General features: G+C 65.9%; 10 protein-coding genes and 2 pseudogenes. 1 reads left to right on the top strand and 11 read right to left on the bottom strand.

All coding sequences use genetic code 11. The annotated features are described in order from the left end of the window. Positions 1-5: 5 nt before the first annotated feature. The 4 genes and pseudogenes from M878_RS68015 to M878_RS000000101445 form a co-directional block, all read right to left on the bottom strand. Positions 6-317, bottom strand: coding sequence for a hypothetical protein (locus M878_RS68015; protein ID WP_023547831.1), 312 nt, complete (start codon positions 315-317; stop codon positions 6-8). 147 nt (positions 318-464) lie between these two features. Next, complete coding sequence (locus tag M878_RS68010) at positions 465-1,505, bottom strand: hypothetical protein (RefSeq protein WP_023547830.1); 1,041 nt, start codon at positions 1,503-1,505, stop codon at positions 465-467. After that, the gene (locus M878_RS68005; protein WP_245238129.1) at positions 1,493-2,122 is read right to left on the bottom strand and encodes a hypothetical protein; all 630 of its coding nucleotides are present in this window, start codon (positions 2,120-2,122) and stop codon (positions 1,493-1,495) included. Before M878_RS68005 ends, M878_RS68010 begins: the two co-directional genes overlap by 13 nt. 552 nt (positions 2,123-2,674) lie before the next feature. Beyond that, a pseudogene (locus M878_RS000000101445) lies at positions 2,675-3,388 on the bottom strand (serine hydrolase domain-containing protein); the annotation flags it as partial. On the opposite strand from M878_RS000000101445, the pseudogene M878_RS94455 reads away from it, so the two are divergent. Continuing rightward, a pseudogene (locus M878_RS94455) lies at positions 3,377-3,595 on the top strand (site-specific integrase); the annotation flags it as partial. The pseudogenes M878_RS000000101445 and M878_RS94455 overlap by 12 nt on opposite strands. 332 nt (positions 3,596-3,927) lie before the next feature. Here M878_RS94455 and M878_RS67990 read toward each other — a convergent pair. From M878_RS67990 to M878_RS67960, 7 genes are all read right to left on the bottom strand, one after another. Further along, entirely contained in the window at positions 3,928-5,778 is a 1,851-nt protein-coding gene (locus M878_RS67990; RefSeq protein ID WP_023547824.1) for a DUF262 domain-containing protein, read from the bottom strand. A gap of 156 nt (positions 5,779-5,934) precedes the next feature. Next, positions 5,935-7,119 carry an McrC family protein gene (locus M878_RS67985; RefSeq protein ID WP_023547823.1) on the bottom strand — a complete coding sequence of 395 codons (1,185 nt, stop codon included), beginning with the start codon at positions 7,117-7,119 and terminating at the stop codon, positions 5,935-5,937. Next, the gene (locus M878_RS67980) at positions 7,116-8,936 is read right to left on the bottom strand and encodes an McrB family protein (protein WP_078630312.1); all 1,821 of its coding nucleotides are present in this window, start codon (positions 8,934-8,936) and stop codon (positions 7,116-7,118) included. Before M878_RS67980 ends, M878_RS67985 begins: the two co-directional genes overlap by 4 nt. A gap of 63 nt (positions 8,937-8,999) precedes the next feature. Next, positions 9,000-10,844: an AIPR family protein gene (locus tag M878_RS67975; protein WP_023547821.1), complete on the bottom strand. Its 1,845-nt coding sequence runs from the start codon at positions 10,842-10,844 to the stop codon at positions 9,000-9,002. Between the two features lie 93 nt (positions 10,845-10,937). Beyond that, positions 10,938-14,996 carry an Eco57I restriction-modification methylase domain-containing protein gene (locus tag M878_RS67970; protein ID WP_031225207.1) on the bottom strand — a complete coding sequence of 1,353 codons (4,059 nt, stop codon included), beginning with the start codon at positions 14,994-14,996 and terminating at the stop codon, positions 10,938-10,940. Continuing rightward, positions 14,993-18,016: a helicase-related protein gene (locus M878_RS67965; protein WP_023547819.1), complete on the bottom strand. Its 3,024-nt coding sequence runs from the start codon at positions 18,014-18,016 to the stop codon at positions 14,993-14,995. The genes M878_RS67970 and M878_RS67965 overlap by 4 nt, the downstream gene beginning before the upstream one ends. Beyond that, complete coding sequence (locus M878_RS67960) at positions 18,013-23,280, bottom strand: DEAD/DEAH box helicase (RefSeq protein WP_023547818.1); 5,268 nt, start codon at positions 23,278-23,280, stop codon at positions 18,013-18,015. The genes M878_RS67965 and M878_RS67960 overlap by 4 nt, the downstream gene beginning before the upstream one ends. Between the last annotated feature and the right edge of the window lie 122 nt (positions 23,281-23,402).

The following is a 23,402-nucleotide window of genomic DNA, read 5'->3' as shown; positions in this document are numbered from 1 at the left end:
GAGGCTCAGCTCTTCTTGGCTGCGGTCTCGGCGGCGAGGAGGAGGTCCAACAGATCGAAGGTGGCCGAGACTTCGCCCATAAAGCTCGTCTCGTCCCGCCACTCCTCGTTCAGGCCGGCGGTGACCTTGGCGAGGGTGTTCATGCCGTCGCGTATGTCATTCTTGACGCCCAGGAGCGAGCCGAGGGCGCCGAGCGCGGACAGGTCATGGGCCGCTTCCTTGAAGTCGTGCACCGGCTTGGTCGTGTGCTGGCCGACCTTGCCCAGCGCCGAGGCTGCCTTGTGCAGTGAGTCGGCTTCCTTCTTCAAGTCCGACATGCGAAACCAACTCCCCCGATGTGCCGTGTGGGCAAGTGATGATGGCGAGCCCGGAAGGCCGGGATCAATGCGCGATCCCATGCTTCCCAGGGACCGGTGAAGCGCGTTCGGGCGTCCGCGCTCGGCCGTGCACGCCCGGCCTCGTACTCAGCGGTTGACGGCCTGGGCTTCTTCAACGACGACGTTCTGGGTCGTGCCGAACACACCGTCGGGCAGGCCGGTCGGGTTTTGGTGGCCCGTTCCGGTCCAGGTGACCTGCCAGGTGATCGTCGCCTTCAGAGGGAAGGAACCGCCGGCGGACGAACGCAGGTACTTGATGCCACAGGGCGGGTCCTGGTTCCCAAGTCCTGGGGCCCAAGCCGTGCCGATGGAGCCGTCGTCATTGAACGTGCACTCGCCGCCGGCCGGGTAGGTCGTCGCATCCGGCGTGCCGGGCTCCAACTTCAGTGAGATCGGCTTGGCGGTCGTGATGGCCTGGAGGTTCCACCCCGGTACGTTCAGCTCGGCGGTAACCGACACCGGCTTGAAGTCCTTCTTGTCCAGCCAGGCCCAGGTCGCCAGGTTCACCTTGGTGGGGCCGGATGGAGCGAGCGTCACCTTTGTGTCGGGCAACTTGATCCTGCTGTATGCGAGTTGAGCCAGAACGTCGGGGGTGACCGCGTTCTTGACGGTGGGCGTCTCCCCGTTCTTCACCCAGAACGTGGCGGTGTCGCAGGCGAAAGCCGCCGGATCGCCGGCCTTCTCCCGTGCCGGATCCCGCACCGCGTCCCACCACATGCCTTTGCCGGTCTCGGCCTTGTTGAAGTCCTTGTACGGCTTGCCGTTCTGGAAGTGGTCCTTGGCCATGTTGTAAGCCTCGCCGACCCCGCTGGCGTCAGGGATGTTCCACTCCTTCTCGAAGTGCTTGGCGAACTCGTCAGGGTTCCACTTCGGCTCGTACCAGCACGCGGGCGGTGCCCAGTTGGTCACTGGAGCCAAGCCTCCGGAGTCGCCGCCGTCGGAACCACGGGTCGCCCCGTGGAAGGAGATACGCGAGCCGATGGACTGGCTCTGACCTTGCTGATTGTCGCCCGAGACGTCGAACTGGGAACCGCCCGGCCCCGTGGCGAACGCCAGGTTCGGCGCGAGGACACCAGCGAGGACGAGCGCGCCGACGAGGAGCGTGCCGGAGCGCTTCAGCGCATGCATGACTGACTTCCCCTCACAGACGTTCCGACTGCGGTCTGCCAGACGCCCTGGGCGTTCTTCTCCAGACGCATGTTGTACAGCACGAACGCGTCCTTGCCGGGCGCGGAGTGGTCGACCTTGCCGGTCTTGCGGTTCTTGTTGAACGCCTTGGTCTCGTCCGAGCAGAACACGACTCCGGCGGCGTTCTTGCCGAACATCTCGACCTTCGGGTTGAAGTAGGACGTGGTTCCTGTGAAGGTGAGCCCGGCGTCCTTCCACTTCTGCACCCACTTCACGGTGGAGACGAGGGCTTGGTCCTTGTAGTAGAAGGACATGGCCGACGTGTTGGGATCGCCCTTGAGGATCGCGTCGTTCATGGCGTTCTGCGCGCCACCGGCGTCGGTGAGGACCGCATCCTTCGTGGGGTCGCCCGCCTTCCAGTTTTCGAAGTCGTCCTTCACATCGCTCGGCAGAGAGATCGCCGGGCGATCGGCCGAGGTCGACGCGCTCGAGCTGGGTGACGCCGACTGCGTTGTGTCGCCGCTCCCGGCGCCCGCGATCTTGTCATTGCCCTTGTCCTTGGAGCCGCTGCTGCAGGCAGACAGCGAAAAGGCTGCGGCGCTCGTCAGCGCGGCCACGATGAGCAGAGGGCGGCGGTTCACGTGTGACTCCCAGTGAGGCGACGGCTTCGTGGTGGACATGACGATACGCAGGGCACAGGGTGTCACGATGGCGAATGAGCATCCAACGCGGGATCGCAACGTGGCTGATATCGGCTCCATCCCCGGCCGCCGAGGGATAGGTGAGCTACGTTGTGTTTCATTAGGATCGTCGGCTCCCTGCACGTCAGCCAGCTTGAAGGTACCGTGCCGTGAGCCGGTGGCGCTTGCAGGAGCAGCCGAAGGGCGATGCTGGCGTCTTCGCCGTTCTTTGCGCGTGGCTGACATTTGTCCCCCGGGTTGGTGCACGTGAGACCGGCTCGGGTGAATCCGGGAGTGGAGAGGGCCACCGTGTCTCCCTAAACTCGCGGACGGGCGCCCTGTCCATGCAGGGCAGTCCGTTCACGCATCGCACACACGAAGCCCGCATCCTGAGGCGAAGACGTAGCACGCGGCCAGGCCGGCTCAGTCAGGCGGACGATGACACGGACCCTCGGTACCAAGGTCCAACCCCAACACGCTTTCCAAGTCGGCTTGCACTTCGGGTTCGTCGAAGTCGATCTGGGCGGGGTCGGTGACCGCGTAGGCCCTGTTGCTGAATGAGTTCGGGTCGCGCCAGGCGGCGACCAGTTCACGGAGTTCCTCCGGAATCGTCTCGACGGGCACGGTGGTGAGGTCGACGTCCGGCCGTTGGTACACCATGCGGCTGACCCGGTCGCGTTCATCCGCCGGCAGCCCGATCAAGAAGTCCAGTCCGAGGGGGGGCAGCGATCTCGTCGGCGAAGAAGCGGCCGGGCGTTTGGCCAGTCACGCGGCGGATCACCTCGCTGACGAGCCAGCCCCAGGTCCGACCGTGATACCCGTGCGCTGTGCCCGGTGTCCACAGAGGGCGCTGCGCAGCCAGGGCAGCCGCCATAGGATGCCAGGCCAACGCTTCGTTCAGCGGTACCGGTTGATCCAGTGCGATCAATCCGGCTTGGTGGGACAGGAGCCAGCGTACGGGGATGTCCGCCTTGCCGATCGCGGCGAACTCTGGCCAGTACTTGGCTACCGGCGCGTCCAGGTCCAGCGCACCGCGCTGGGCCGGCACGTGTGCCACGGTCGCGGTCGCCCCCTTGGTAGCCGAGTAGACGAGTTGCAGAGTGTCCCGCTCCACGGCCGACCGGTCTCGGGGTCGGCGACGCCACCCCACAGGTCCACTACCAATCGGCCGTACTGGTACACGCACACTGCCGCGCCGATGTCGTGTCCCTGCTCTCCGACCACGGCATCCCCCTGGAACGGATCGCGCTCTTGGTCGGTCACAGCAGTCAGGCGACCACAGAGGCGGTCTACCGCAAGCAGCTCCGGCCCGTGATCACGCAGGGTGCCGAAGCGATGGATGACATCTTCGCCGAAGATCAGGAAGGGGAGGACACGGAGGACGCCGAAGAGAGGGACGCGGTGGCCTGATCAAATTCGTTTGGCCCCCTGTTTGGCCCCCCGAGCACGACAGAGGGCCAATCGCGATCATGCGATTGGCCCTCTGACCAGCGTCGGGGTGGCGGGATTTGAACCCACGACCTCTTCGTCCCGAATGAGGTTCGATCATGTTGTCCACCTGCTACCGATGGTGTACGCGCAGGTCAGGACGTTGGTGGTGGTTGGTCTCGGGGGGGCGTTGCGAGGGCTCTGAGAGAAGATCTTCTCCCGGATTTCTCCCAGGCGGTGGACTGCCAGCGTGGTGGCCGTACCTGCGCTTGTATTGCAGCAGCAAATTCGCATGAAAGTGCTGATCGTGAGCGTCACGTGTTGTCGTGCTCGGAAGACAACGGGTCGGTGCGCAGATCGTCGGCATGCGGCCAGATGTCCAAGGACAGTGAGGCCAGGTACGTGCCCCGCGTACGGATTCGATGCTCGTCCCAGGTGGTCGCCCAGTCGCTGATGTCAGTGTTCGGTGGAGCACTGAGCAAGGTGCCGTGGGTGAGGCGTAGCAGGCTGTGCTTGCCGAGCCACTGCCGCTTGTCCTCCCAGGCCATGTTGCCCAGGGTGGGGTTCAGGCGGGCGGTGACCAGTGTCAGGTTACCGAGTGTGTGGACCAGTTCGTCGCGGTCGGCTCCTTCGGACAGATCGTTCTCAAGGGGCGGCCAGTTGTCGCGCCAGCTCTGCGGCATGACGTGCTCGATGGTCAACTTTGTGCCGGCCTGTTCGCCGACGGGGACAGTGAGCTGTTCGGTGTGGTCGGTGCGCAACTCGTCCTCGAGTGCCTCCAGGAGGATGCGTACGCTGCGGCGGACCAAGCGGGAGTAGATGGGGTCCTGTTCCAGCGAGGCACGGAACTCGGAGTTGCTCGGCCAATGACGGTGGTGGCCCTGCATTGCCGACAGGGCCTTGATGACGGCTTCGTCCGCGCGGTCGGGTTGTCGGGCTACGGCCGCGACCAGGTCACGGAAGACGTTGTTGTAGTCGCGGGTGCTGAGATTGAGCACCGCCCGGCGAACGAGGTAGCTGTCGATGGCCCGGATCGCCCGCCGTCGGCGCTCCAGTGGCAGCACGGACTCGTCCAGGCCGTAGAGGAGGAGGAGCAGGGGCATCGGAGTGGAGGTCTGAAGGACCTTCATCCGATACAGGAACCGTCCCTCGACGCCGTGCAGCGGATGGTCGTCGATGAGGTCATAGATCTCGGCGTATCGCGTCAGCTCGGTAAAGACGTCTTCCGTAGGGACGGCAGACGAGAGCAGCCAGCGCTCGAACTCCTTGAACAAGGCGGAGGCAGTGAACTCGCGCTGCGTACGCATCGTGAGCCAGTGCGTCAGGAACACGTCGAGGCGGCTTCGCGTAATGCGGCCAGTCGTCTGTTCAACGCGCCATTCGTCCTGGTCGAAGGGCGCCCAGTACGTTTTGTAGAGCCGGTCGACGTCCGCGCCGGCCCGTTCGGCGTCGCGGAACAGCAGGTTCTTGATCAGGTCCGCGTGCTCCAGTGGTGTACCGCGGCTGTTCAGCGTCTCGAAGACGACCTGCGCGTCGTCGTGCTCTTCCAAGTCGATGATGACCAAACGCAGCTGTTCCCGCAGCGCCTGCACCAGCATCCCCAGCCGCTCCTGCGGCTCAGCTGCTTCCGCCAGCCACGTGTCAATCTCCTGCTGAAAGTAGGCGACGGCTTCGGCGAGCCGTCCTCCCTCTCCCTGGCCGAGCATGACCGCGCGGAACTCGTCACGGTCCGCATTGGTCGGCCAGACCTTGTAGAGATGGTCGGGATGCTGGGCGCGGTCGAACAGGTCTTCGTCGTTCTCCAGGAACTTACTCAGCAGGCGCACGGAGCGCTCGTGGTTGAGAGCCGCCGCCGACAGGCGGGCCGCGAATAGGAACAACTGTAGTGTTGTCAGGCGCTGTTGGCCGTCGATGACCTGCCGCGTCTCCAGGCTTGACGAAAGGTACGGGGTCTCATCGAAGACAACCGCTCCGAGAAAGTGCGGTGCCACCGTCTCCCCGGTCACTGCCGCCTGCTCGGCCCGCTCGACGGTACGGCGGATGTCCTCCCACAGGGCCGACCAGTTCTCGTCCCGGTTCCACACGTACGGCCTCTGGAACAGCGGCACCGTGTAGCGCACGTCCCTGCCGAAGATCCGCCGCAGGTCGACCGTGTCCGCTCTCATGGATTGGGGTCCCCTCCCTCGCGTCCAGGCTATTACCGTAGCGATCTCCGCTATAGCTGAACGGCGTGATCCATGAACTTCGGCAGGAAGACGGCGGGGAATACGGTCGGGTGGTGGGATGCTGTTGAGCCTTCTTGCGGTGTTCTGGTCCGACCATCACGATTTGTTAGCGAGTGCGGCAGCGATTCGTGAGATTGCGGTGAGTACTGTGGGTGGCTCAGCAGCCAGCGGCACGGTGTGTTGGATGAGCTCAATGCCGGAGTGCCGGACGGCGTGACGGAGGGCTGGTCTCTCACCCGCAGCGTAGATGAGGTGCCCGCGGTCGAGTCCCAGACCGAGGCAGTACGACGCCATCTGGTAGAGATCGGCGTTTGGAAAGCCACGCACCGAGTCGGACTTGTACTTGGCGTCGGCCACCCCGGCAGCTGTGCCGTCGCCGCGACACCATACGACATCGGGGAGCAGGCGGATCCGGTGCGCCTCGTCGAGGAAGTGGCGGCCGCCATCGGTGATCACATATCCGGAGTACGGACGGAGTGCTTCCCGGAGCGATACAGCGACAAAGTCCTCGAAAACTTTTTCCATGTTGATGAGCAGGCCGTCCACGGGGACGGTTCCGCCGTCGTCGAGTTCGTACGAAGCTCCTCGCAGGACGAGCTCGCCGAGGCGGATTGCGATACGCAAGCGCGCGTTGTCAGGGCTGGCAGTCCAGTCGGGCAAGGCCCGCGTCGATGGCACGTCCTCCACATCGGGGAGTGCGGCGATCACCCGCCTGAGCTCGGGACGGCAGGTTGCCGGCACCCCGGGGAGTGCCAAGAGACGCCGGGCCGCTGCGCGTAGGATGCGATTCTCCGGGATGTCTTCGGTGAATTCCTCGTAGCTTGCTTCCACGGGGAAGGCTCTGCCGAAGTGCCGACGCAGCTGATCAGCATGGCGTATACGACCGCGCACGACGGGCAGCGTCGCGTCGACACTCACGTACCCCTGTAGGGCGCCGTGGCGGAGGCCGCGCTCAGCGGCTCTGACGAAAGCGTATGCTACCGCCGGGAGCAGTCCGTCGCGCTCCGACGCTGCGATGGGCTCGGGGTACCAGCGGTCCGGAGCTGCGGTGTACGCCAGGAGGAACAGCAGGCGTGCGACCGGTGTCTTTGGTGCGATGCGGACGTCGATGCCCCCGATTCGCGCGGCGCCGACGAGCCGGTTGCCGCTGATTCGCCACAGACCTGGGCGGCGGCCTGGCTCCACTCGCACGATGCGAGACGAGGTCAGGGCGGCTGCCTGTCGCGGGCTGAGTTCCGCTTGAATGGCTTTGCCGCTCTCGGACAGGTTGAGGCGCGTCATGCCGGACCGCTGACATCCTCGCCACGAGCTTTGTCGGCTGAGGGGGTCTGACGCAGCAATGACCCTTCCTCGATGCCCAGCTCGTCGAGGATCTCGTCTAGCAAGAACCGATCGATGGTGTCGCCGGGTTCCTGGTCGGCGAGCAGCGGCAGAATCGAGGTACGCCAGGCGCGGGCGAGCGCGCCCGGTTCCTCATACAGTGAACGGCGCATGAAGTAGGACGGCCCGAGCTGGAAGTCCCGTTCGGCGATGCGGCTGTTGAGCTCTTCCAGGAGTAGGGCTGCGGTGTCCGGAAGTCCTTCGCTGCGGAGCCAGCTGCGCAGCATGGACGAGGTGGGTTCGGCGGTGGGATGCAGCTCAACGAATGAGAAGCGTCGCCGCATGGCCGCGTCGACGCGTGCCACCGACCGGTCGACCGTGTTCATCGTCCCGATGATGACGACGTTCCGCGGGAGCGTGAAGCCGTTGCCGTCGTCGGTTCCGTACTGGAGGTGCACTATGTCGTCGCGGTACTCCAGCAGGAAGTACAGCTCTCCGAAGACCCGAGCCAGATTGGCCCGGTTGATTTCGTCGATGATCAGAACATGAGGGCTGGATGGGTCCTTACGGGCGTTCTCGACGGTGCGCCGGAATGGGCCGGGCACGAGTTCGAATCCGGGCTGCCCATCCTTGCCCTGACGTGGGCGGAACCCTTCGAAGAAGTCCTCGTAGGCGTAAGAGGGATGAAACTGTACGAGGGTGACGCGTTCACGTCGTCCTGCTGTGAGGTGCAGGGCGAGCTTGCGTGCGAGATACGTCTTGCCAGTGCCCGGTGGGCCGTAGAAGACGAGCTGAGGCCGTTCTTTGAGGAGTTTGATCCAGTCGTCGAGATCCTGTGGACGGATATGTAGATCTCCGGCCAACTGGGCATCCGGCCCGGGGAGGTGCAGACTGCGACGGGGCGGAGGTGGGGGAGCACCGGCCTCGGGCGGCAGCATGGCGGCGAGGTCATCGGCGAGGTCTGTGAGGTCGACGACGCTGAGTTGGACGCCGAGCTTGCCGTTGAGGCCGTCCGGTATGTCGTCCTCGAAGGGATCGATGGGAGCCGCGGTGTTGAGCCAGCGCACACTGCGGGTCAGGGCCACCGTCCGGTCCGATATGAAGTGCGGGCCCGACGTGACCTCCCCCAGATACAGCTGGTCACCTTCTCTGGCAGGGGCCAGCACGAGGTCACCCTCACGCATCCGGTTCAGGAAGAGGTGGATCTCCGCGCTTTTGTCCCTCAGGCCGACTTGGGCGAGATGGGCGTAATCGGCTTCCACGGCGAGACGTACGGCATCCTCGCCACTGCCCGGCTCCAACGCGCGCAAGCGTGACGCCTCGACGCCGCAGTACCCCTCGTTCAGCCAGTCCTGTAGCAGGTCAGAGGGGCCCGTGTCGGAGGCCCGGACCAGCCAGGCGCGGCGCGGTGGGGATGGTGCAGCGGTGCCCAGAGCTTCGCGCATAGCTTCGACGGTAACTCTCCGGGCTGGATCCGGTCTCCCGGACTGTGGCAAGAGCGTGCCTTCCCTGCGCATGGCGTGCGCCTGAGCCTGCGAATCGGGCTGAGCCGCGTTGCTGACGATGCGATCGGAGGCGCTGGACTGGATCTGCCGTGCATAGCGCATGACGGTGGCGGGATCGACTCGTAGTACGTCGGCGACGTCGTCCCGGGTGGCCCAGGTCCCAGCGGTGAGCAGCGCGAGTACGACGCCTAAATTACCGGCGTCACCTGTGTCTTCTGTGACCCGGGTGATGAGTTCGTGGGTGCCGAACATGGCGTTGTCGGGGGAGAGCACGCGATGGTCTCTGGATCCTCTAAGTGGCGGAGCCTTGGTTAGGGAGAAGGGTGGTGATGGCGGCTAGTTAGCCCTTTCGCCAAGCTTCTGCCGGAAGATGTCAAATACCGTCTTAACGTGGTCCTGATCGCTCAAAGATTCGACCATTCCGGCGAAATTCGTGCGGGCCTCCTCAACCGCCTTCGCCCGGTCATGCTCGCCGGCACCTTTCGAGCCCCCGCGTTGGAGAGCGGGTGCGAGGTGTGGGAGGAAGGGAACTATGGGTTTGAGTACTTGGTGCCAGTGCTCGATCACTTTGGGGAGTGTGGGCTGCCGGGAGAACCCGAGCGTGAACGGGTCACGCGTGCCGCGGCCGAGCAGGGTGTCCATGCAAGCGGCGACGGCATCGACGACCACGGGAACAGCGCCCCGGCGCTGGAGGAAGTCGTGCACCTTGCGTGGGTTGCCTTTGAGGTCCGGATCGTTCCTGCATCTGACGGCGTACTCGGTCTTCGCCTGCTCCACCGCGCGATGCAACCCGTAGCAGAACAGCACATGCCGAGCCGTGGTGTGGTCGCCAAAGAGGCTGGCGTAGAGCCCGTCGTCCGACCAGATCCTGCCCGGCTCATTATGAGCGATGTAGGGATCACCGTGGAAGGCTGCGAGAGCCTTGGCTGCCGTCGTCGCCACGACGCGGTTCGCAGGTGGTGCCACCGCGATGTCGCTGGGGTCGGTACGGCGCCCCCCGTCGTAGGCGATGTCGCCGAGCTGCTGGAACTCCTTGATGAGCCGCAGCTGGGTACGGTCGTTGCTGCGGAAGTCCGCTGGCAGGGTGGCGAGCTGACGGTTCGTGGTGCGGATCACCTCGCTGACGAGCGAAGGGTCGTCGCACACCACGAACCGGATCAGCAGCTGGCCAGCCTCGGTCTGTCTGCGGAGGGTTTCGTCGCTCACGGCCCCGGTCGTTTGTGCACCATTGACGATCGACAGACCCTGCAACGTGATGACACGCCGACCGTCGGGGCCGGGCTCACCAACCTCGACTCCCTGAGTGAGGGCCGTAACGCCGTTGTTCAGGACGAAGAGATTTGCCGGCTGCTCCTGCACGGTTTTACGGATCGCGCTGTTGATAGCGCCCTTCTTGCCCTTGACTCCGACGAAGCCACGGACGTTGGCGGAAAACAGACGGTTCTCCTCGGTGCCGTTGTGTTCCCAGTACAGGTTCTGAAGCCAGGCGGTGTCCACGGCGGTGCACACGGCACTCCACTTACCGCTTGACAGTTCGAAGCAGTCATCCACGGTGAGAGTGATCTCATCGGTGACCAGAATGGGACTCCGCGACCCCTTGTACCAGCGGTACAGGGTGGGCACACCTACCTCGAGACCGATGACGCGCTCCGGAGCGGAGTCCGGATACGCTTGCTGAAGCACCCGCGTCGCCATGCGAACGGTCGCGTCGAGCTCGGCCCGTGCGTTGGCGGTCTCGAGTTGATTATGGACGAACCAGAACTGCGCCTCCTTGATGCGTCCGTCCTGGAGGGCCTGGCGGACGGCCTCGCCGGCGGGCTTCAGCCGTGCGGGCAGGTCCTCCGGTTTCCCGCTCAGCAGCCAGGCGACGCTCTCGTTGAGGGCGGTGGCTTTCCAAACTTTGGGCTCTGCCAGGGATGACTTGGGAGACTCGAACCCCTGGGCGATGATGAGCTTCTCGGAGTCGGGGTCGATGTAGACCAGGTCGCAGCCGTGGTCCTGGCCCCCGTCGGTCAGGGAATCGACGGCCACCGCATGGATGTCGTCGATTCCCTGGTGCAGCTGGAGGGCGAAGAGCAGGCGCTTGTTGTCCCCGTATTCATCACGGTCGAGGTCGGTGCGGTCGTCGAGCACCTTCTTGAGTACGGCTGCCGCTTCGTGCGCCGTTACCCCGTCACCCACGCCGCTCACCTTGTCCCCTCGCTGATGCGTAGTCACGCCGTTTCAGATCCTAAAGTGTCGAGCTTGCCGCGCCCTCGTCGCACGGAGAACTGGCTACTCCGGCACATGCCTTGGCCCTTGTCCCGGAGGTGGGTTGAGCGGCGAGACGTAGGCGTCGCCCGCTTGGGCAGCCTTGTCCATCGCCGTGTAAGCCTCGATGATCAGGCGCTTCGTGCGGTACTCGCCGTGGGCCGCCATGTCCTTGCCACGCACGATGGGGAACGTCTCCATCACATGGTCGACCTGGGCCTCGGTTAGGTCGTAGAGGTGGAACACGGCGGCGTCGAGCTCGGCGCGGATCTGGGCCCGGCGGGCTTCGTCCCAGCGGAAAGGGGGGCCTTCGTCGTTGAGGTCGCGGGCGAAGGGGGCGAGGTCGTGCGCCGTGTAGGTGAGTTCCAGGACCCGAGCGGCGAACCAGTCGACATCCATTTGCTCTGGTGCCCATGCGAGCTGCTCGAAAGCGCTAGGGCGGGGAAGCGCGATCTGTTTGAGGATGAAGTAGTTGAGAGAGACGCCACTCATCTTCTGTCTGACGAGGAAGTCCATAGCAAACGATGACATGCATGCAAGCAGCGCTGACGGGCTTCCGTGTTGGGTGAAGGCAAGGAGGAACTTGTTGTTCGTGGCAATACGAGGCACCACGTCAGCAACGAGTGTCCGCTCGTCCGTGGACCGAGTCACGTCACGCCACCCCAGTAGCCAGCCCTTGTCCCACCGCCCGCCCAAGCGGTAGTCCACATCGCACTCGGACATCCAGTACCGCGGAATGGGTCCCCGCCCCGGGTCGTTCTTCTCCTCCAGCGTCAGTCGCGGCAGCTCCGTGTCCTGGCTGCCCTCGGGCCGCTTGCTGTAGCAGGACAACCGGTGGTCGTAGTGGTGGACGAACTTTGCCTCGTACAGCGGCAGCAGCCGGTGAGTGCCGTCGGTGAAGACATTCCCCTCCAGGTGCAGCCCGCCTGCCTCCAGTTCTGGCTGCTCCCAGAACAGGTCGGAGTCATTGGCCATGTCGAACATTCGCATGAAGGAGATGCCCCAGAGATTGACGTCAGGGGCGTCATTGTTCTCGTCCCAGAGCACCGGTACGCGGTGGTAGATCCCGAGTGTGATGTCGGCGTCCTGCTGGGTGCGGAACATGGGCATGGTGCCGGTGTTGGGGTTCACCAGCAGCAGGTCCTTCGGATCGACCTTGATGCGCTCGCCGCGCGGAGGCAGTTCGTCCGGGTGTTTGCCCAGGGTCCAGGACTCGGCCTGCGTGATTTCGCTGTCTCGGCCCGTAACTGTCAGGAGCGAGAATCGATAGCGGCGGTTGCCCACATCTGTCCAGATTCGCGGATTGGTGACGAAATCCAGCAGAGATTCGAGGCGCCGCTGTTGCAGGATGTCTCGGAAGAAGGGCGCCGTGGTGGAGTCCACGGCGATCCCAGTCGGCACGATGATGCCCAAACGACCGCGCCCCGCGATGAACTGCCGGGCGGTTTCGGCAAACACCGAGTACGTGTTGACGTCGCCCTGTCCCGTGAAAGGGAACCGTCCCGAGTCACGCAGGAAGTGGAGAGTGCCCTCAGAGCGCCGGCGCGCGGCGAGGTAAGCGTCGTAGTGGAAGCGCTGCTCTGGCGAAGCGGCGAGCTTGGCGATCGCGCGGTCGCGAGCCGACTTGTTGGAAGCGTCCGCGATCTCCGGAACGCGTGCGGCGAAGAACTCCTTGTCCTGGAGCTTCACCCGATCCCAGGGGGGGTTGCCCAGGACGCACGAGAAGCCGCCGTTCCATCCCAGGTCCGGGTCGTAGCCGGGTGCTTCGTCGTCCGAGCTGTTGAAGATGTGCGGGAACTCCAGATGCCAGTGAAAGAACCCGTATTCATGGGCGAGTTGGTCCACCGTCTGGTCGGTCACCGCACCCGCGCTGCCGTTCTCGACTAGGCGGCGCCAGGCGTCCGCGGCGATTCCCTCCGGTCCGCCGACATAGGTGGGCCACACGAAGGCGGCGCACCAGGCGTCCGCGATACGGCGGTCCTTGACTTTCTCCGGGGACGACTGCCACGAGCGGTACTTGTCGATCTGCCGGTGGATGTCGACGAGCTCGCGGCCGGGCTTGCTGTGGATGTCCGCGATGACGTGGGCGTGGTGGGCGTTGCCCGTGGCCACGGTGACGCCGCCGGTGGAGAACAGTGCGTCCTGTCCTGCGTCGCGCTCCTCCCGGTTGCGCTTGCGGAGTCGGGCTACCTGCTTGGCATCGTCGCCTTCGAGGGCCTGGTACGCCACGTCGGGGATGCCCTGCTCCAGCAGGCGCGGCGTGGTACCGAGCAGGGCGTTGCCCTGACGGATGTGGGCGTCGAGGAAGGACATCGGGCGGGGCTTGCCCGGTTCGAGGGCCTGCATCCAGAGGGCGAACTTGGCGAGGTCGACAGCCATCGGGTCAAGGTCCACGCCGTGGATGCAGCGTGCCACGACATCGGGCAGCCAGCGCTGCACGGCATCCACAGGTGGCTCGGTTTCCTGGGTGTGTACGACGGCGATGCGTTTGGCGATGCGGCGGGCGGCGGCGACCAGGAAGTGTCCAGATCCGCACGCCGGGTCGCACACGGTCACCCGCAGCAGGGCGTCCACGGGGTTGGTCGACTTCGCCGCTTCCTCCAGGACGGGATCCAGGGCGGATTCGAGCAGGGTGTCCACAAGTGCCGTAGGCGTGTAGTACGAGCCCGAAGCTTTGCGGGAATGCCCGGCGGAGTTGCGCAGGCGGTAGGTCTTGCGGTCCGGATCGGGGTCCGGGACCAGTTCGAGCAGTCCCTCATACACCCCGCCCAGCTCCTCCGCGCCGAGGTGGCGGTAGTCGACGGGAAGCCAGCGGCTGCCGTCGTCGCTGCGGACCCGGGAGAGGTGGCGCACCGCAGCGAGGAGACGGTCGTTTGGCAGTCGGAGGGAGGCCAAGGTGACGTCATCGAGGAGGTGGTCCTGGGCACCAGGATCGTAGACGCCGCCGAGTCCTGGCAGGGCGAGTCGAGGATCCCCGCCCTCTTTACCCAGGGCGTTCAGCACCATGACCAGGGCTTGCCACAGATCGTCCCGACGGTCGCCCTTCATCGTCAGCGCGAGGCGGCGCAGCCGACTGCTGGAGAAGTACGCCTCGTAGCGGTCCCGGGCCTGTGGATCGCAGTCCTTGCCGAACAGGGCCTGCCGGTCCTCGGCGACGAACAGGAAGATCAGTCGGTAGACAAGCCGCAGCAGGGCGGCATTGAGGCGGTCCTTGGGGAGGTCGCCGCTCCTGAGCCCCTTGCCCAGCTGTTCGTTAGCGGGGTGGGCGAGGAAGCCGGAGCCCAGCTCCTCCAGCGCGAGACGCAGCCCGGTACTCAGGCCCTGCAGGAAGCGCGAGCCGCTTTCCAGGGCTTCCTCCCGCCAGCGTTCGAGCCAGCAGTCAGCGGTGGTGGGCTCGCCGGATGCGTCGTCCTCTCGGGGCAGCAGGTTGATGCGGGAGGCGTGGAGCAGGGCGTACAGCAGGTAGAAGTCCGCGTACAGGTCCCCGTCGAAGATCGATTCGAGGTCAAACTCGATATATGCGGAGCCGACAAGGGAGGTGGAGTCCCGCACCAGTCGCAGCACCCGGCCGTTGGAGAGCACTCCCCACAACAGCGACCCGCCGGTGTTGAGGCAGTCCTGAAGCATAGCTTGGGGGACGCGTCCCTTGGCGGGGCGGCGGTCCAGTTCGGTGTGCCAGGACAGAAGGTGGACGGGGAAGTGCTCGCGGTGGAGATGGCTGATGGGGAAGGACCGTCCGCCAGCTGTGACTCCTCGCCGTGTCGTTGGCAGTTGGCCGTAGCCGAGTTCGGCGAAGAGGGGGAGCAGCCACTTCCGCCGGGTCAGGGTGGTGCCGAGGTCGGCCGCCGGCAGCTGCTTCAGTTGGTCACGGTAGGACTGGTACACGCCTTGCAGATACGCCCACGACCGGCTCACGGCGTCGCCTAGCCGCCCGACTGGCAGGCTGTACTCGCCCGGCGTCATCCCGGGCAGAGTGCGGTCTCCTGCGGAGATACGCGCCAGGATCTCGGGGGAGAGCACGCTGCCCTCGATACTTACAGCAGTGAATCCGTCGCTCGCGAGAGGGACGGCAGTCGGGCTCACGCGGTGCCTCCGGGTGTGGTGGTCCGGTTGGTTGCTGCGGTGTCAGGAACGTACACGTACACACCGAGGACATCGGCCGAGGGCTGGAACGTCACCTGCAGTCCGCGCCGGGCGGCGGAGGCCGAGCGGCGGACGCGGCGGTGCGCTGCGAGGAGCTCGGACGCTGCTGCCTCTCCGTGGCGGTCCAACTCCGGCTGGATTCGGTCGAGATCGCGTACGGCCCGGTCTGCGTACTGGCGTACGTGTTCTTCCATGGCGTTGGCCGTGGGTTCGGCGTCCAGGAGCTGGGTCATTTCCGGCGGGGTGAGCCACTCGGGTGCGCTCGCACTGCCCCGGTAAGCGAGGACGCGGGCCTCCTCGGCCACGGTGGGTGTGGTGCCGCGCCCTGGCAGGGTCAGGTGATGGCGGAGGCGGATCAGCAGGAGCGTGGTGCGGGAGTCCACTGCGGTCGTCCTGATGACGCCGCAGCGCCGGGCCAGGCGTCGCCCGCCGGCGATCGATCCGTCGAGGGAGGTGTCGAGCACCCACTGGGCCAGGGCGACCACACGGGGGTCTGATCTGGTGAGGGTAGCTTCGCCGATCCGTTCAGCACCTTCTGCGCGGAAGGTGAGCTCTGGGGTCCGGGCCGCGCCGTCGAGCTGCAGGTCACGCAGCAGTCCGGGGGGCAGCCCGGTGAGGTCGGCGGTGAAGTCCTTTGCTTCCTCTACTGGTTCCGTCAGGGCCGTCTGGGCGGTCGAGGCGGAACCGGCAGGCTTGCGGCGGGCGGAGGCTGAGGCTTCTTCCCGGGAGGGAGCGGGATGCAGGGTGGCGCCCAGCTTGGTGAGGCTGGCGCGGACGAACCGGATGACGTCGTCCCGGTTTCCGATGGCCTGCCGGAGGGCGTCGATCTCCTGCTGCATCTCGTCGGTGTGGATGGTTCGTTGTGCGTAGCGGGTCTGTGCCTTGGACTCACGCTCAGCCGCGTCGCGCCACTGCCGTTCAAGTGCCTCGGCTGCCTCCTCGGCCTCCACGTCGAGGGTCAGCTGCCGTTCTTCGCGGCCGCGCAGCAGTACGCCCTGCACGAGTGCCTGTACCAGGCTGTCGGCGGCCTCGGGGACCGGTACCGCGACGCCGGTTGCCTTCTGGATGGCACGGTGTTTGCGCAGCAGGACTTCGAGGACCACACCATCGATGCCGTTGTCCTCGCCGTACAAGGTCACGGCTCGCACGTACGTCGAACGCTGGCCGAAACGGTCGACACGTCCTTCGCGCTGCTCGAGACGCGTCGGGTTCCACGGAAGGTCGTAGTGGACGACAGCTTGGAAGCCGTGCTGCAGGTTGACGCCCTCCGACAGGCAGTCGGTGGCGACCAGGACCCTGCGAGCGGCAGGGCCCTGAGTGAGCGTCGCGATGCGGTCCTCGCGCTCCTTCGGGGGCAACAGCCCGGTGACGTGCTCGACTGTAATCTTGCCGAGGATGGACTTCAGGTAATCCGCAACGTACTGGGCCGTGGGGATGTACCGGCAGAAGACGATCGGGTTGTAGCCGGCCGTGATCAGCTGCTTGACTTCCTTGCCCACCTGAAGGAGCTTCCGGTCGTGCTCTGGGCCGGCCAGCTGCCGGGCGCGTTCGGCGAATCGCCGGAGCCTTTTCCGCTCCTCCAGGATCCGGGCCTTGTCCCGCTCACTCAGTTCGCTCTCCTCGGCTCCTTCCACGCCCTTGAGAGGGATCAGTGCCTCAGTGGCATCACCGGCGGGCGCGGCGTCGGCGCCTTCGTCGGTGTCGTCCTCGGTGCCGTCCAGGACAGAGGCCCGGCCGAGCCGTTCTGCTTCCGCGTCGGTCAGAGCCTCGACGGCGGCCCTGGTCTCCAATGTGGCGGCGGCGGCCAGGGGCGAGGAAGCGAGGGAGCGCAACAGGGCGAGGGCTGACCACCAGCGGATGCGGTCGCGGGTCGCACCGCTGCTCGTACGAACGGTCTCCCGCGCGTACGCCAGTACGTCCTCCAGGAGATCCGCGTACTCGTCGTGCATCCGGAAGGGCACATCCCGCAGGAACCGCGTGTCCGGGAAGTGGGTCTCCTCCTGCAGGTAGTGCTTGATGTCGCGGCGGCGTCGCTGCACGAAGAACTTGGCCAGGCGCATCCTGTCTTCTGACTGGGATGGGTCGAACGAGCCGGAATCCGGGGCGAACTGAGGGTCGAGCAAGCCGATGAGGCAGCGGAAGGTCTCCTCCTTGCCGCTGTGGGGTGTGGCGGTGACCAGAATGACGTGGCGCTGTGGTGACGTGGAAAGCTCGGTGAGGAGTTCGTAACGCAGCTGGCGGTGTTTGCCTGCCCGGTCGGCGGCGTCCGGTACACAGGTGTGAGCTTCGTCGACGATGACGAGTTCCGGTGCGCTGCGCAGGAACTGGCTGCGGCGGTCCTCCCGCTTGATGAAGTCCGTCGACACGATGGTGAACCGGTGCCGAGAGAAGAGGCTTTCGGCGCCCATGAGGTCGCGCTCCAGCTTCTTGACGGTGCTGGGCAGGACCAGCGCGGCTTCGATGCCGAACTTGTCCCGCAGCTCGTCCTGCCACTGCCGGGCCAGCGCTGGGGGGCACAGCACACTGAATCGGTCAACCTGCCCCTGAGCCACCAGCTCTTTTGCGATGAGCCCTGATTCCACAGTCTTGCCGATGCCGACATCGTCGGCGATGAGCAGACGCGTCACATCCATGCTCATCGACATCATCAGCGGTACCAGCTGGTAGCGGCGAGGCTCGAAGTTCAACTGGGCGAGGGATCGGAAGGGGCCCGCGCTGTCCCGGAACCCGATCTGCAGCGCCGTTCGAAGAAGCCCCGCGCTGCTGAAGTCACCCACCTCGTCGGGGGCGGTGCTGGGCCTGGGAAAGGACGAATCCGTTACTTCGTCGACGAAGAGCCCGGTGGTGAATGCCGCGTCACCGCCCAATGGGCGTGCCACCAGAAAATCCTCGGTGACCTTCTCCACGACCCAGTCACGCCCGCGGGCGGCCACCAGATTGCCGGTCTCGTACTTGGTCACCGGGCTCCTCCGGATCCGAACACGTTCGGGTAACGGTCGACGATTTTCTGCCAGTTGTCAGTGTGCCCGAAGCGGACAACCAGCCAGCCCGCGTCCATCAGCCGGTCCTCGGCCTCCTCGTCGCGCTGCTGCTGGGTGGGCCGGTCGTGGTGTGGACCATCGACGAAGACGGCTACGTCGGCACCGGCGAGGCGGTAGACGAAGTCCGGCCGGGCCGCGAGCTGTATCAGCGGGACCTGCGCCTCGTCCGGCACGCGCAGCTCCCGGTCGGCGAGGAAATCGAGGAAGGCGCGCTCCAGTTCGCTCTCGCTGTCCTCTTTGAGCATGATGAGCCGGTCGGCAGGACTGGCTGTGCCGCCCGTGCCCCGCACCGTTGCCCGCGCGATGCCCCTCAACAGCCCGATCACCTTCGTGCGGTCGATCAGCCGGTGCTCGCTCTGGTTCCCGTAGGACAGAAGGCAGTCGTAGCAACCGAGTTCGCAGGGCTCGGGCAGACCGGCCGCCGCCGGCGCGTCCTCACCGGTGTCGGGGTCGGTGTGCACGATGCGCAGGGCTTCGGCGGCCGCGGTCGCCAGGGCGTCCGGTTCGGCCTGCAGGCGGCGCAGCACCCCGGCCCCGCCCTCGGCGCTCTCCGTGAACAGCATCCGGGCCCGGTTGTCCGGGTCCGGCAGGGCGATGGAGGTCAGCTCGGAGTCCTCCAACTGGAATACCGCCTCGACACCGCGCTCAAGGGCGAAACGCAACGTGGTGGCGGTGATCTCGTCAACCGGCTCGGCGAGACGCAGGAGGAGGATGTTCCGTCGGTCCTCCACAAAGGGGACCACGGGGCGGGAGATGTCGGCATCCGCAAACGACTCCCCTTCGTCTGATTCGAGGGCTTCGGCCTGCTTGTCGGGCAGCCATCGGCCGGTCGCAGTATCGATGCGGTAACCGACCCGTGCCTTGTCCTTGCGCCGTCGTCGTCCCTTGTTGATGACGCGCAGGCTGGCGGTGTCTCCGTAGGCCAGATCGGCAAGCTTCTGGCCATCGAGGAGAATCTGGGCGTCCAGCCTGGCCGGTCGGTCGCCGTGCGCGTTGAACCGGTAGGCGGTTTCCAGCTCGAAGCCTGCCCGGCGTCGTTCTTCCTCGTCGGAGGAGATGCGTTCGCGACGCTCGGTGACGACCGTGGTCAACCGCATCAGGTTGGGGATGAGCCCGGTGAGCGCTTCCCCGCAGTTGTCGCAGAGATCCGTCCCGGCCTGCTGCTCGTGGAAGTAGCCGCAGTGGCGGCAGAGCCGGGCCGCTTCGGTGTCGATCTCGCCCGGTTCGGCGATGGGCAACTGCACCCGCTTGACCTCGTATCGGGCTCCTTCGTGGTAGATGAGGGCACCGGGGCCGAACTCGTTGATGGCCAGGAAACGGGGGCGTTGCAAGTAGTCGCCCTCAGCACCCGCACCCCGAGCTTTGCGGGAGCCCGGGATGTACGCAGCCAGCGGGAGCCGTGGGAAGGAGTATCCGGGCAGGAACCCCTCAGACGCGAAGTAGCGGTACGTGTAGAAGTCGCTGAAGTTGTGGCCGAGGCGCTGGCTGTCCTCGTTCCGCAGCAACTTGAGCTGGTTCTCGGCTTCGCGCCTGCGCCGGGCCGCCTGCTCACGGGACTGGGGGCTCAGCGACTGGTCGAGGACACGGCGGTTCTGTTCCTCCTGCTCCGCGAGAGCGCCCCGGTAGAGGTTGCGCCAGCGGTCGCAGGCTCGGTCGAAGCCTCGCGCGGCGTTGCGGACAACGTCCTCCAGCCAGCGCGGGCTCCACCAGCTTGAGCTGTCGAGGTCCGGTACGGACGCGAGCACGTTCCGGGCCCGCTCCTCCGCACGGCGGCCCGGCGCAGGATCGAGCATCTGCGCCCAGATCTCCTCGCGCACTGGATAACCGCGCATCGAATCAGCGAGATCCAGTACCTCGGGCAGGCTCGAGTGCAGGTCGGCTCCGGTCTCGGCGAGCCAGATCGCCTGGATGTGGCTGCGGACCAGATCTTCGTTCGCGAGATCGAGGCGTGGCGGCGCCACCCGCCCTTGAACCATGAGGTGGGACCGACGGAAGTAGTACTGATCGTGTGCGTTCCCGGTGGCACAGTAGGTGGTGACCAGGGCGGGCTCACCGGAACGTCCAGCGCGCCCGGAACGCTGCGCGTAATTCGCCGGGGTAGGCGGCACATTACGCATCGCGACGGTGTTGAGGCTCTTGATGTCGACGCCGAGCTCCATCGTCGGGGAGCAGTACAGCAACGGCAGCTGGCCAGAACTGAACCGAGCCTCCCGTTCCTCCCGTACGGGCGTGGGGACCTGAGCGGTGTGCTCCGCGGCTTGCAGCCCGGCGAGGCTGTGCGCGAGATCCGCGTAGAGACCACGGAAGAAGGCATTAACGCGCGGCGCGGTGGCACCGTGTCGGCGACGCAGCAGATCGCGCATGCCTTCGGAACCGTCTGAAGGCAGCCAGAGCAGCGAGGACGCCTTCACTCTGTAGCCGGGGGTACCCGTCTCCGACCGTGGCACGGACTCCGTGATCAGGTCTGCTTCGCAGAGCGCTTCGAGCAGCCTGCGGATCACGAGCTGGGCGTCGTCGACGGTCAGGCGGTCCGACAGGTGAGGGAAACAGCTCGGCGCGCGCAGATAGCGGCCGAGCATGGACCGGCCGGTGAAGTGGACGTCACTGCGGTACCCGCCGGGCCGCGCCGGCGTTGGGAACACAGCCGCAGGGCGGGGCTCCGGATGACTCTCCGAGAGCGCCCAAGGGCCAGTCAGCCACTGGTCGGAGCGCGAACGCACCCGCTCGAAACCGGTGCGGGACAGAACCTCGACGTCGACGGCGAGATTGCGGCGCATCTCATCGAGCACCAGCCGGAGCAGCTGCTCGCGCTGCTCCGGGGCGGCGTCGGCGAGAGCCGCGTGCCCGGTCTCCCAAAGGTCCTCGGCAGCGGCGATCTCACCGAGAGCCGGATAGTCGAAAACCAGCAGCCCGGTCTGCTCCAGGCCCGGCATCGTCACACGCCAGGACCCCTGCAGGTCCTGGTACAGGAGGAGTTCCACCACCGCGCGCAGAGCAGAGGTGACATTCTCCCGCTGATGGCTGAAGCGAACCTCCGCCCTGCCCGCGTAGGACTCCACCGGCAGGGCCAGGGCATCGGTGACACGCTGCGCCAGAGTGTCGTAGCGCAACCCGGCTGGACCGGCGTCACTCAACGCCTTGACCAGGGCGCCCCGCAGATGCGTCACCTGGACAAAGTCGTTGAAATGCCCAGCCTGCAGACTGGCGTCCTGACGGTTGTCCACGAAGGTGAGAAGCTTCTGAGCCTCTCTCGGCATCTCCTCGCCGGGTGGCTGGCTGCGCAGACTCCGGACGATGCTCGCGCTGATCACCGTCATCGCGGAGCTGCGCCCCTCCGAGTCGAGGCTGGCGAGCTTGGCGAAGTCCCGGCCACGGACCTGCTCGTACGAGACCTTGCACTCGGGGTTCAGGCAGAACAGGAACGGGGCGGGGACGAAGGCAGCCCTAAGCCCCTCGGGAGGTTCAGTGCCGTGGTCGCCCGCGGCTGAGGACTCGCTCTCTGCGCCGCCGTACCCCATTTCCGTACCGTCGAGGGCCACGGTCACAGGCACCGGAAGATAGCGCCGACGATTGTCGGTCACATGGATACCGGATTCGTCGCGCACGAGCCAGGAGTCCGGCAGCCGCCCGTCCGTGACAGGATCCGCTGGCCACGGTGCGGCGGTGCTCACATACAGATAGCCGTCCGCGGTCTGATCGTCGTCCGACTCGTGGTCGTGCCTCGGCTCGTAGGCCACCTGGCCGGCTCTCATCGTCCGGGACACAGCGAGGTACTCCTGGCCGCACTCGCGGCAGAAGGACAAGGGCAGCAGGAGCTTGCCCCGGTCACCTTGGACCACACGCTGGTATCGCCTGGTGGCGTAGCGTGTCGCCTCGGGCTCAAGGCTTACATAGACGGTGTCCCCCTTCGACACGAACTGGTGCAGACGGAAGGCGAACAAGGGGCGATGCGTGTCAGGGGCCTTCGCCTTCGCTCCGGCACGCAGCATGTCCTCGATGGCAGCCCTGCACGTGTCCTCGTCCAGGTTCACCAGGGCGGCCAGGCCGACCGCAGCATCAGCCAGCGTGATCGGGCGCTGCCGCTCCAGATGCCCGGCCTGGTCCCGCAGACCGAAGGTGTTCTCGATCCAGATCGCGAGCGGATCCTCAGCAAGATCGTCGTAGTCGCGGGTGAGCCGGTCCGGTGCCCTGAGAACGGCTTCGGTCAGCTGCGCCGGTGACGGATCCGGCCCTCGGGTGGCGCGGCGGAGTGTCTCGCCGATTACATGTTCCGGTGCAACGTCTTCCGGCCCTCCGAAGATCCGGCTGGCCACGCGCGCCACGTCCTTGCGGCGCTCCAGATGATCTCCCTCGTTCGACATGGTGGCAGAGGTGCCGATGCACTGAAGGCTCCGCGCCTCGCAGGCGTCCCGCACACGCCGCACCAGCAGAGCGACATCCGCTCCCTGCCGGCCGCGGTAGGTGTGGAGCTCGTCCAGGACGAGGAAACGCAGATCGCGTGTGGCATTCAGAAAGTTTCCGCGCTCCTTGTCGCGGGTGAGGAGGAGGTCGAGCATCACGTAGTTCGTGAGGATGATGTCGGGGCGATCGCGCAGGATCCGGTGGCGCTCCTCCTCGGACTCCTGGCCGGTGTAGCGGGCAAAGGTCGCTGGCGACGCCTCTGGCCCGTACCCTGCCTGAAGGAACTTCTCGAGCTCCTTGCGCTGGCTGTTCGCCAGAGCGTTCATCGGGTACACGATCACCGCGCGCGTACGGCGTTCCGTATCGCCCGCGGCGCGTGCACGCAGGATGTGGTCCACGATTGGCACGATGTAGCCGAGGCTCTTGCCCGAACCGGTGCCGGTGGTGAGCACGAAGCTCCTGCCGGTGGTAGCTACCTCGATCGCTTCTCGCTGGTGCCGGTGGAAAGAGATGGGAACGCCGGGAGCCCCTTCGGCATCTTTGCCGGTGCGGAAGATCTTGGAGCACTCGGGGTGCAGCAGCTGGCCCTTGACGAGCGCGTCAACCGAGCCCCCCGGTTCGAAGAGAGGATTGATCGACAGCCATGCGTCCGGCCATTGGCCGCCTTCTGCGAGGTCGCGCTCGACGGCCTCACGAATTCTGGGGTCCCGGATGCCCACGAATGACTCGGTGAACTGCCGGTAGTCAGCGACAAGCTTCCGGTGCAGTTCAAAGACATCCACAGCGGCCAAACCTCTCTCATCCCCTGGTCGGCCTACATCATCGCGCACGCCACTGACATGCGGTGTCGGAGTCTGCCCAGTTATCGCAATTGATGTGATCTGGAGTTTCCCCTGCGATCACG

This window comes from Streptomyces roseochromogenus subsp. oscitans DS 12.976, from assembly GCF_000497445.1.
GTDB lineage: Bacteria > Actinomycetota > Actinomycetes > Streptomycetales > Streptomycetaceae > Streptomyces > Streptomyces oscitans.
The sequence above is the reverse complement of the archived record's forward strand: the minus strand, read 5'-3'. Positions and strand labels throughout refer to the sequence as shown.